The sequence below is a fragment of the Yersinia sp. LJYL362 genome, assembly GCF_048323875.1.
The window spans coordinates 1-11,243 of record NZ_JBLWEX010000130.1 but is presented as its reverse complement, the minus strand read 5'-3'; the positions used below and the strand labels follow the sequence as shown (position 1 = coordinate 11,243).

Sequence of the window (11,243 nt, the reverse complement as noted above, 5' to 3'; positions counted from 1 at the left end):
GCCGGATTTTCACGCCCGCACTGGAGGCGCTATATAACCTATCTACCAGGCCTTTATCCACTAAATTATTTATCTTCAGGGTAATGCCGGCGCTTTCTCCCGCCTGAGCATGAATAATTTCCTGATCGATCAATTGATATAGCATCAAGCGCGAGTTCTGCGGTGACACCATCAGATTATCGAACTTAACCGGGCGGTAAGGGTTTTCAATAAAGTTAAAGACCCGCCGCACTTCATTGGTAATACGCGCATCTGCCGTCAGTAAAGAATAGTCGGTATAAATACGTGCTGTTTTCTCGTTAAAGTTACCGGTACCGATATGAGCATAACGCACGATCTCCTCGCCTTCGAGCCGAGAGATTAGGAATAATTTGGCATGAATTTTCAGCCCCGGAGCGGAGAAAATAACGTGCACGCCCGCGGCAGTCAGACTCTTGGCCCAGTGAATATTGGCTTCTTCATCGAAACGCGCCTGTAATTCCACCACCACCGTTACTTTTTTACCATTGTGAGCGGCATGGATCATTGATTCAATAATGCGTGAATCTTTGGCAACACGATAAATATTGATTTTAATGGCTAAAACGCTGGGATCGAATGACGCCTGACGGAGTAATTCCAATACGTGTTCGAAAGTGTGATAAGGGTAATACAGCAGCACATCCTGTTCGCGAATGGCATCAAAGCCATTGCGGAATTTATCAAACCAAATATGGCGTAAACGCGGCAAGGGTTTGTTAACCAGATTGCTTTTCCCCACATTCGGGAAACTGATAAAGTCTTTGAAATTATGGTAACGGCCACCGGCAATGACGGAGTCATCGTTAGAGATACCCAGCTTGTTACGCAGTAACTCCACCATTTCATCGGGCATATCACGTTGATAAACAAAGCGTACTGGCTCAGCGGTCAGGCGCTGCTTTAGGCTCGATGACATCAGCTCCAGCAGACTGGATTCCATTTCAGTGACCAAATCATATTCCGCATCGCGGGTCATCTTCATGGAATAGGCATTCAGCGCGTCGTAATCAAAGAAGCCTTTAAAAATCTCATCAAGACAATATCTAAGAATATTATCAAGTAATATCATTGGTTTACGACGACGAGGTGCTTCGGGTGGCAAGTTAACAAAGCGTGGTACTTTATCAGAAGGAATTTCTAGCAGAGCATAGGCTATGTCCTGACCACGGATAATTTCCACTGCCAGATAGGTGTAATCATCTTTTAAGAATTGCACCAAATTGGTGTCGTGGTTAATCAGAATCGGCGTAATGTGCTGGCGCAGATGCTGTTTGAAATATTGCTTTAACCAGATTTGCTGATTCTCGGAAATTTGCCGCTCATTAATCAGGAAGATTTGATTACGTGCCATTTCCAGCAATAGATCATTATAAAGCCCGTCAAATTCTTGATCGGCTTTCACCACTTTGCTTTGGATTTTTTTCAGCAAATGGCGGGAGGTGACGGCAGAGCCTTGTTCCTCGTTAATCAGAATGCGCCGTTTCAGATCAGCAAAACGGACTTTATAAAATTCGTCGAGATTATTGGAGTAAATGCCAAGAAATCGCATCCGCTCGATAAGTGGATTGCTCTTATCCGCCGCTTCCTGCAATACCCGTTCATTAAAAGATAACCAACTGAGTTCTTTTTCGGTGTAGAGCTTTTCCTGACCCATTGCAACTCCAGTAAGATTATTGTGGGAGTATTTAGTGTCCTTAATCATTATTGCGAAAGTTTGACAAGAAAGTCCAACAGATATCACGAGTTAACTTTGTTGGTTAAAAACTCTTACTTAGTCATGCAAACGCCACAAAACTAACATAAGATGCTCGGTCATCTGGCGGTATATCTATTATAGATAGGCGTTTGGCTTGATAACATAGGCCGGAAACAGCGTAAGGGCATGGGGCAATCGAAGATTATGCAGCAAGCGGGCGGGGTAATACCATCAGGGAGAGATAAGCGCCGGGCTGTCATCGAACGTCTGGTGCGCATGTTAGTGACGGGCAGTGGCCTGTTGGTTCTGCTGACATTGATGCTGATTTTCGTTTATTTATTGTACGCCGTCCTCCCCCTGTTTAAACCGGCTTCCATTAATTTGCACCATCAATTTGCCGTGGATCGCAGTGCGCCGACGCTTGCTATGGGAGCTGATGCCCAAGGGAGAGTGGGATACCGCATTGATGATAAGGGCCGAGGTTATTTCATCCGGTTGGATAAGCAGGGTGAATCTCCCGCCGGGAGCCTTATCAGTGAGTACCCGCTATCGCCCCCACCGCTATCAATCAGCCGTGCTGCGGGGGGGCAATCTTTATATGGCATTGGCCTGAGCAATGGTCGTTTTATTCTGCTGCGACCTGATTTTTCAGCGACACCGCCTCGCTGGCAATTTCCACTGGGTGAGCAGCCGCGTTTTCTGGATTTGACTGGCCAAAACCTGAGTCATTTGGTGTTGGCTGAACCGCAACCCCAACATTTTTCTATTGCCGCTACTACCGCAGATGGTCGTCTGATGGCCGGGATGTTTACTGCTCAAGGGCAGCAGGTCACCGAACTGACGGATGTCCCCAAGGCCATTGATCAACTGCTATTGGCACCCGATGGGCGTCTGCTCTATCTGTTATCCGGCCATCAGGTGTATATCTACCAATTTGGCGCTGAAGTGACATTACGTGAAGTGGTTTCTTTGCAAGATGATAAACACCCTTCGTCAGAACCATTACAACTGGCCTTACTGGCGGGCGGAAAGTCACTGTTGGTGCAATCGCCGGAGGGGGTTGTTACACAATGGTTTGATGTACCCAAAGGGCCAGATAATCAGTATCATTTGACGCGAATCCGCAGCTTTACGCCCGCAGGTAAGGGCTTACTCACCACGGAAAGCACGCGGCGGGTATTTGCTTCATTGTCGCCTCAAGGTGAATTATCACTGTTTTCTAGTATCCAGCCAGCGCCGCTATTACAACATCCACTGGTGGCGGGCATCACTCATGCCGCATTCTCCCCTTGGGGCGATAACCTGCTGGTCGAGAATGCTGCCGGTTGGTCAACCTATCAATTAGACAATCGCTATCCTGACATCAATTGGCGCAGCCTATGGCAGCGGGTGTGGTATGAGAATTACCCGGAACCGGCCTATGTTTGGCAGTCAAGTTCGGCACAAGAGAGTTATCAAGCCAAATTCAGTCTCATTCCCATCATTTTCGGCACGTTAAAAGCCGCAGGCTATGCCATGCTATTCGCTGTACCTCTGGCATTGGCTGGTGCTATTTATACTGCTTATTTTATGTCGGCGGGCCTAAGGCGAATAGTTAAACCGACGATTGAGATGATGGGAGCTTTTCCGACGGTGGTGATTGGTTTGATTGCGGGTATTTGGCTGGCTCCGGTTATCGAACAGTATTTGTCCGGTATTTTATTGTTGCCACCCTTGCTGGCATTGACAATTTTATTGTGTGGCTGGGGCAGCGCCCGGTTGGCGGCAAAAACGCAACGCCAGTTACCCGCAGGTTGGGATGTCATTATCTTGCTGCCGGTCATTCTAGTGACTGGCTGGCTGGCGCTTTGGTTAGGGCCAAAACTGGCGATAGGGGTGCTGGGAGTGCCGCTGCATGAATGGTTGGGCGATAATTATGACCAGCGCAATGCCTTAGTGGTGGGAGTCGCCATGGGCTTTGCCCTGATCCCGGTCATTTTCTCGCTGGCCGAAGATGCGCTATTTAGCGTGCCGCCATCACTGAGTCAGGGGTCTCTGGCCCTTGGCGCGACCCCGTGGCAAACCCTGATTCGCGTAGTGCTGCCATCCGCTTATGCCGGTATTTTCTCTGCATTAATGATTGGTTTTGGCCGTGCAGTGGGGGAAACCATGATTGTGCTGATGGCGACTGGGAATACGCCGATTATCGATGGCAGTATTTTCCAGGGGCTACGGGCGATGGCCGCGAATATTGCCATTGAAATGCCGGAAGCGGTGATGGGCAGTAGCCATTATCGGGTGCTGTTCTTGACGGCATTAGTGCTGTTTTGTTTCACGTTTTTAGTCAATACACTCGCCGAGTCCATTCGCTTGCGGTTACGTGAACGCTATCAAATGGAGCAGATTGCCTGATGACTGGCTTTACCAAAAAATGGTTTGCCTCCGGCTCGCCGTGGATCTGGCTGACGGCTGGGTCAGTGAGTATCAGCTTGCTGGCCTTGCTGGGGGTGCTTTTATTATTGGCGGGGCAGGGGATGCGTTATTTCTGGCCCAGCCCAGTTTATGTATTTGAACTCAAGCAAACTGCCGCCGGCCCGGTTCAGGTGATTGGTGAAATTTATCAGCAGCAATCCCTCCCACGCGAACAGCTAGAGCAAGCTGGCATTATGTTGCCGCCTGCCGCGGGTGAAACGGTGACCCGTTACCTAATTAAGACCGGTAACCGCGAGATACAAGGGCACGATTTTCACCGCTTGCTGGACACCGATATTCAGCAGCGCAGCCAGCCCAAAGATGTGTTGGTGCTGGAAAGGCAAATCAATGGTACGGCATACGGATTTCTTGCTGGGATGCTGGATAACGGCCAGCCGGTGGTGGGCGATAATTTAGCTCAGGAACTGCAAAAACGTATTCCGGTGATACAAGCGCTGGTCAGGCAGTCCAAAGATATTCAGTTCCGCCAGATGAACATGCTGAATCAACAGTTCGAAGCATTACGGCTACAGAAAAAACGCCTGCAAATGACCGGCGATTTTGATGGCAAAGCACAAGACCGCATTGAAGCCGAATGGGGCGAACTCCAGCGCAGCCATCAGGCGCTGATGGAGAAATTACGCGGCTTGCAAAGCGACCAAAGCCGTTACACTTTGCTACTGCGTGATATGAATGGGCAAATTCATCCGCTGCCACTGAGCCAAATCAACCGTGCCTGGTACCCTAATGATATGAGCTTTGGGCAGAAACTACGTCATTTCGCGCTACAAACACATAAGTTTCTGACCGATAACCCGCGCAACGCCAATACTGAAGGTGGGGTGTTCCCGGCTATTTTTGGCACCGTGCTGATGGTTGTCTTGATGTCTATTGTGGTCATGCCGCTGGGGGTGATTGCCGCGGTTTACTTACATGAATATGCAGGGAAAAACTGGCTGACTCGGATGATTCGTATTTCCGTGGTGAATTTGGCTGGTGTGCCTTCCATTGTTTATGGGGTGTTTGGCCTCGGTTTCTTTGTCTATTTTATCGGTGGCTCACTGGATAAACTGTTTTATCCCGAAGCTTTGCCTAACCCGACATTTGGCACACCGGGCGTACTCTGGGCGGCATTAACGCTGGCTTTATTGACATTGCCGGTAGTGATTGTTGCGACAGAGGAAGGTTTATCGCGCATTCCGGCCAGCTTGCGGCAGGGGTCATTGGCGCTGGGAGCCAGTAAAGCCGAGACACTGTGGCATATTGTATTGCCGATGGCCGCCCCTGCGATGATAACCGGGCTGATTTTAGCGGTGGCTCGAGCCGCAGGGGAAACGGCCCCCTTGATGTTGGTGGGTGTGGTGAAATCAGCGCCACTATTGCCAGTAGACGGTGTTTTCCCGTTCCTGCATTTAGAACGTAAATTTATGCATTTAAGCTTCCAGATATACGATATGGCATTCCAAAGCCCTAATGTAGAAGCGGCTCGGCCATTAGTGTTTGCCACCGCGCTATTGCTGGTGATTATTGTGGTGGGCCTGAATTTAGCGGCTATTGGTATTCGCCATCATCTGCGCGAAAAATACCGGGGTTTAATGCTGTGACTGAACTTTTTAACCCGCAGGATGAGATATGGGACTTTTGATGCCGGATTCGCTGCCGCTGTTAGATGTGCAGCAATTGACCCACGAGCAAACTGCATTGGCGGTCGAAAAGCTCAATTTATTTTATGGCGACAAACAGGTGCTGCATGATATTTCGTTTAATGTCCCCAAGCACCGTGTCACTGCGCTCATTGGTCCCTCCGGCTGTGGTAAATCAACCTTGTTGCGCTGCTTTAATCGCATGAATGATTTGCTGGATAACTGTCGCCTTGAGGGCCAGATTCGGCTGGGTAACCAAGTGATTACCGAGAAAAACACCGATGTGGCGGCATTGCGTCGGCGGGTCGGCATGGTCTTCCAGCGGCCGAATCCCTTCCCAAAATCTATTTATGAGAATGTGGTCTATGGCCTGCGTTTGCAGGGGGTTCGCGATAGGCGAGTGCTGGATGATGCCGTCGAGCGCTCATTACGTGCCGCCGCCTTGTGGCATGAGGTCAAAGACCGGTTACGCGAAAATGCTTTTCGCCTCTCCAGTGGTCAGCAACAGCGCTTAGTGATAGCTCGGGCGATTGCGATTGAACCGGAAGTGCTATTGCTCGATGAGCCGACATCGGCGTTAGATCCTATTTCAACGTTAACCATCGAAGAGTTAATTACGGAATTAAAACAGCAGTATACCGTGATATTGGTCACCCATAATATGCAGCAGGCGGCCAGGGTTTCAGATTACACCGCGTTTATCCATCAAGGGGGGCTGGTGGAATATAATGATACCGATGCGTTGTTCACCTCTCCGCATCAACGGCGTACGGAAGATTATATTACCGGGCGTTATGGTTGAGCGGTGGCGGGTGAACATGACGCTGAAGCGGCGATGCTGGCTACAGCGTCAAAGACCTGACTATGGGTTAAGCACTCTTTATCGATGGAGTTTTATATTTAGCCAAATATTGCGGCTGGAAAATACACATACGGATCACTGTGCGATACTCACCATTGATAAAGAACTCTTGTTTCAATTCACCTTCTATTTCAAAGCCTAACTTTGTATAAATATGAATGGCTTTCTCATTTTCTTTATCCACAATTAAATACAGTTTGTACAGATTCAGGACAGAAAAACCGTATTCCATTGCCAGTCGTGCAGCCGAACCAGCAAAACCTTTACCTTGATGGGCTGGGTCGATAATAATTTGAAACTCAGCGCGGCGGTGAATGTGGTTAATTTCGACTAACTCAACCAGACCCACTTTGGTGCCCTGGCTTTCAATAATAAAGCGGCGCTCGCTCTGATCATGGATATGTTTATCATACAGATCAGACAGTTCGACGAAAGCCTCATAAGGCTCTTCAAACCAGTAACGCATAACACTGGCATTATTATCTAACTGATGGACAAACGGCAGATCATCCCGTTCCAGAGGGCGTAACCGGACGCTGCTAGTGGTTGACATGCTTATTCCTCATATGACGACAGCGGCTGCTGCCCTAAAAATTATACTATTAGCACAAGGGGTAAGCACAGGGGAATTAAAAAAGGCGCTCACCTTAAGATGGCAGCGCCTTTAATCAATATTCATTAAATTGTTTCACTCAGCCGCATAACCTTGTGCGGGTAAGCGCTTATCATCTAACCAGGCCGCATTATCACGCATTGTCAGGCGGCCATTAGTAAACCAATCGACCACTAACGGATAAATGCTGTGCTCTTGAGTTTGCACTCTCAGGACCACATCCTCTTCGGTATCATCACTAAATACCGGGACTTTAGCTTGCAGGATGACCGGGCCGCCATCCAGTTCCTCTGTGACAAAATGCACTGAGGTACCGTGTTCCTGGTCGCCGTTTTCCAATGCTTGACGATGGGTATGCAAGCCGGGATATTTGGGCAATAGGGATGGGTGAATATTTAACATCCGGCCAGCATAATGCTGAACAAATTCCGGGCTGAGAATGCGCATATAACCCGCCAGCACCAGCAAATCAGGTTGATACTGATCAATGGCTTGCGCTAGTGCTAAATCAAAACTGGTGCGATCGGCATAAGCCTTGGCCTCCAGAGCATGAGCTGCGATACCTGCCAGCTCAGCTCGCTTTAGCCCATAAGCATCAGGATTATTACTGAAAACAGCACTAATCTCGCCTGAAATACGCCCTTGCTGTTGGGCGTCTATCAGTGCCTGTAAATTACTGCCTTGGCCGGAGACCAATACCACTATCTTTTTCATAATACCCTTCATACTTGAAGTTGCAGGGGTGTTGGCTGCGCGCGTTCACCCGAATCACTTACTGGTGTAAGCTCATCGGGGTTCCCTTGCTTGCCGCCTACCTGCAACACCAATTACCTTGGGTAAACCCTTCGTACTTGAAGTTGCAGGGGGAATTATCAATATTACGGATTGATAATGACTTGCTCTGCACCCTCAGTCGCCGCAGCGATAACACCGATTTTCCAGGCTTTTTCACCGGATGCGGTTAGCAATTCAACCGCTTTGTCTGCCAGTTCAGCGGGGAGCGCAACAACCATGCCGACGCCGCAGTTAAAGGTACGGTACATTTCGTGGCGGCTAACATTACCTGTTTGCTGTAACCAGCTAAACACCGCAGGCCACTGCCAGCTATTTTCATCGATAACTGCCTGAGTCCCTTGTGGTAATACGCGTGGGATGTTTTCCCAGAAGCCGCCACCGGTCAAATGAGCAATAGCATGAATATCAAGTTGTTCAATTAAGCTTAGAATTGATTTTACGTAGATTTTGGTGGGTTCCAGCAGATGGTCGGCCAGAGATTTGCCATCCAATTGGGTCTGTTCTGGGTTGGTTTGACTGACTTCCAGAATTTTGCGCACCAAAGAGTAGCCGTTAGAGTGCGGGCCGCTGGCTCCTAATGCGACTAGAGCATCGCCAGGCGCGACTTTGCTGCCATCAATGATTTCTGATTTTTCGACCACGCCAACACAAAAGCCTGCAACGTCGTAATCTTCGCCGTGGTACATCCCCGGCATTTCGGCAGTTTCCCCCCCAACCAGTGCGCAACCTGACTGTTTGCACCCTTCGGCAATCCCGGTAATTACACTGGCGGCCGTATCCACATCCAGTTTACCGGTGGCAAAGTAGTCAAGGAAGAACAGTGGCTCTGCGCCTTGAACCACCAGGTCGTTAACACACATAGCGACTAAATCGATACCGATGGTATCGTGACGTTTCAGGTCCATCGCCAGACGCAGCTTGGTGCCGACGCCGTCAGTCCCTGAAACGAGAATAGGTTCACGGTATTTTTGTGGCAAAGCGCAGAGGGCACCGAAGCCGCCCAATCCCCCCATCACTTCTGGGCGACGAGTCTGTTTAACCACACCTTTTATGCGATCAACAAGGTCATTGCCGGCATCAATATCTACACCTGCGTCTTTATAGCTGAGAGAGGTTTTGTTGGTCACTGCGAGGTCCCCACTGCGGTTGGCTGTTTGAGCTTAGGAAGAAAACGCGACAATTCTAACAGCGGAGGCAAACGTTTGCGAGTAGCTTGTGATATCACGCCGATTTTTAGCTTTCTTGACTTAATAATGATTTTCTATTGATCTGAATCAGGCTATTCATTGTGGTGTTCAAAAAAAAAGGCGGTATAATCTCGCGATTTTTTTGGCCACCAGTCGCCTAACCAGGAGAAAAATAATGAAGATCGTTGAGGTGAAACACCCGCTAGTAAAACATAAACTTGGTTTGATGCGTGAGAATGATATCAGTACAAAACGTTTTCGCGAGTTAGCGTCTGAAGTGGGAAGTTTGCTGACTTACGTGGCAACCGCCGATCTGGAAACTGAAAAAGTCACCATCGAGGGTTGGAACGGTCCGGTTGAGATTGAACAGATCAAAGGTAAGAAAATCACCGTAGTCCCTATTCTGCGTGCTGGTTTGGGCATGATGGAAGGGGTATTGGAAAATGTTCCTAGTGCGCGCATCAGTGTGGTGGGTGTCTATCGTGATGAAGCGACTTTAAAGCCGGTACCTTACTTCCAAAAGCTGGTGTCGAATATCGATGAGCGCATGGCGCTGGTGGTTGACCCGATGTTGGCAACCGGTGGTTCGATGATTGCGACTATTGATTTACTGAAGAATGCCGGCTGTAAGAGCATCAAAGTATTGGTATTGGTTGCCGCACCAGAAGGGATTAAAGCATTGGAAGCCGCTCACCCCGATGTCGAGCTGTACACCGCTTCCATCGATCAAGGTCTGAACGAACACGGCTACATTATCCCTGGATTGGGTGATGCCGGTGATAAGATTTTCGGAACCAAATAACTGATGATAGCCGACTCGATAGTCGGCTTTTTTTTGAATAATTTTTAGCATAAATCACACCATTGAAGAGGATAGATATAATGAGCCGTCGCACCATTGGCGTCAGCGAGCGCCCACCGCTGCTCCAGACGATCCCCCTGAGTTTCCAACATTTGTTCGCAATGTTTGGTGCCACTGTTTTAGTTCCTATTCTGTTTAAAATTAACCCGGCGACGGTGCTGCTGTTTAACGGCATCGGAACCTTGCTTTACTTATTCATTTGTAAGGGAAAAATCCCCGCTTATCTGGGGTCTAGCTTTGCCTTTATTTCGCCAGTATTGCTATTACTGCCATTGGGATACGAAGTTGCTCTCGGCGGTTTTATCATGTGCGGCGTGCTGTTCTGCTTGGTGGCGTTGATTGTGAAAAAAGCCGGTACTGGTTGGTTGAATGTGCTGTTCCCGCCGGCGGCCATGGGGGCAATTGTCGCGGTTATCGGCCTTGAATTGGCTGGTGTGGCTGCGGGAATGGCGGGGCTGCTGCCTGCGGAGGGGGTAACAGTCGATTCAAGCACCATCATCATTTCAATGGTGACATTAGGTGTGACCATTCTGGGGTCGGTGTTATTCCGTGGTTTCTTCGCTATTATCCCTATTCTGATTGGTGTGCTGGTCGGTTATGCCTTGTCATTCGTGATGGGGGTGGTTGATTTAACCCCTATTCGTGATGCCCACTGGTTTGCCTTACCGACGTTCTATACCCCACGTTTTGAATGGTTTGCCATTCTGACCATCTTGCCAGCGGCATTGGTGGTGATTGCCGAGCATATTGGGCATTTGGTGGTTACAGCCAATATTGTGAAAAAGGATTTGATTCGCGACCCTGGCCTGCATCGTTCGATGTTTGCCAATGGTATTTCGACGGTGATTTCCGGCTTCTTCGGTTCGACACCGAATACCACTTATGGTGAAAATATCGGCGTTATGGCGATCACCCGTGTTTACAGTACCTGGGTTATCGGTGGTGCGGCGATTCTGGCGATAATGCTCTCTTGTATCGGTAAATTAGCTGCTGCAATTCAGGCGGTGCCAGTGCCGGTTATGGGGGGCGTCTCACTGCTGCTGTACGGGGTTATTGCTGCGTCAGGTATTCGCGTGTTGATCGAGTCAAAAGTTGACTATAACAAAGCACAAA

Annotated in this window: 9 protein-coding genes; 5 read left to right on the top strand and 4 right to left on the bottom strand. The window is 49.0% G+C overall.

Annotated elements, in window-relative coordinates:
- Positions 1–1,675 (bottom strand): polyphosphate kinase 1 (ppk1, locus tag ACNSO8_RS05910; RefSeq protein ID WP_418394101.1); only part of this gene is annotated, 1,675 nt, incomplete at its 3' end.
- 246 nt (positions 1,676–1,921) lie between these two features.
- Between ppk1 and ACNSO8_RS05905 the strand changes: the two genes are divergently transcribed.
- From ACNSO8_RS05905 to pstB, 3 genes are read left to right on the top strand one after another with little or no spacing between them, the layout of a single operon-like run.
- A complete protein-coding gene (locus ACNSO8_RS05905; RefSeq protein WP_418394102.1) occupies positions 1,922–4,108 on the top strand; it encodes an ABC transporter permease subunit in 2,187 nt (728 codons plus the stop codon).
- Positions 4,108–5,772 carry a phosphate ABC transporter permease PstA gene (gene pstA / locus ACNSO8_RS05900; protein ID WP_418394100.1) on the top strand — a complete coding sequence of 555 codons (1,665 nt, stop codon included), beginning with the start codon at positions 4,108–4,110 and terminating at the stop codon, positions 5,770–5,772. Before ACNSO8_RS05905 ends, pstA begins: the two co-directional genes overlap by 1 nt.
- A 28-nt stretch (positions 5,773–5,800) precedes the next feature.
- Complete coding sequence (gene pstB / locus ACNSO8_RS05895) at positions 5,801–6,613, top strand: phosphate ABC transporter ATP-binding protein PstB (protein ID WP_418394099.1); 813 nt, start codon at positions 5,801–5,803, stop codon at positions 6,611–6,613.
- Between the two features lie 67 nt (positions 6,614–6,680).
- Here pstB and speG read toward each other — a convergent pair whose 3' ends face one another.
- The 3 genes from speG to purM form a co-directional block, all read right to left on the bottom strand.
- Positions 6,681–7,226, bottom strand: coding sequence for a spermidine N1-acetyltransferase (gene speG / locus ACNSO8_RS05890; protein WP_004391278.1), 546 nt, complete (start codon positions 7,224–7,226; stop codon positions 6,681–6,683).
- A gap of 135 nt (positions 7,227–7,361) precedes the next feature.
- Complete coding sequence (gene purN / locus ACNSO8_RS05885; RefSeq protein ID WP_418394098.1) at positions 7,362–8,000, bottom strand: phosphoribosylglycinamide formyltransferase; 639 nt, start codon at positions 7,998–8,000, stop codon at positions 7,362–7,364.
- A gap of 164 nt (positions 8,001–8,164) precedes the next feature.
- Positions 8,165–9,208: a phosphoribosylformylglycinamidine cyclo-ligase gene (gene purM, locus ACNSO8_RS05880; RefSeq protein WP_418394097.1), complete on the bottom strand. Its 1,044-nt coding sequence runs from the start codon at positions 9,206–9,208 to the stop codon at positions 8,165–8,167.
- 235 nt (positions 9,209–9,443) lie between these two features.
- Here purM and upp point away from each other — a divergent pair, with 235 nt between their 5' ends.
- The gene (gene upp / locus ACNSO8_RS05875) at positions 9,444–10,070 is read left to right on the top strand and encodes a uracil phosphoribosyltransferase (RefSeq protein WP_392433787.1); all 627 of its coding nucleotides are present in this window, start codon (positions 9,444–9,446) and stop codon (positions 10,068–10,070) included.
- Between the two features lie 80 nt (positions 10,071–10,150).
- Positions 10,151–11,243 (top strand): uracil permease (gene uraA / locus ACNSO8_RS05870; RefSeq protein ID WP_418394096.1); only part of this gene is annotated, 1,093 nt, incomplete at its 3' end.

Excerpts from the sequence above, each read along its gene's own strand:
- ACNSO8_RS05905 (WP_418394102.1), top strand. The coding sequence starts at position 1,922 with ATGCAGCAAGCGGGCGGGGTAATACCATCAGGGAGAGATAAGCGCCGG.
- pstA (WP_418394100.1), top strand. The coding sequence starts at position 4,108 with ATGACTGGCTTTACCAAAAAATGGTTTGCCTCCGGCTCGCCGTGGATC.
- pstB (WP_418394099.1), top strand. The coding sequence starts at position 5,801 with ATGGGACTTTTGATGCCGGATTCGCTGCCGCTGTTAGATGTGCAGCAA.
- speG (WP_004391278.1), bottom strand. The coding sequence starts at position 7,226 with ATGTCAACCACTAGCAGCGTCCGGTTACGCCCTCTGGAACGGGATGAT.
- purN (WP_418394098.1), bottom strand. The coding sequence starts at position 8,000 with ATGAAAAAGATAGTGGTATTGGTCTCCGGCCAAGGCAGTAATTTACAG.
- upp (WP_392433787.1), top strand. The coding sequence starts at position 9,444 with ATGAAGATCGTTGAGGTGAAACACCCGCTAGTAAAACATAAACTTGGT.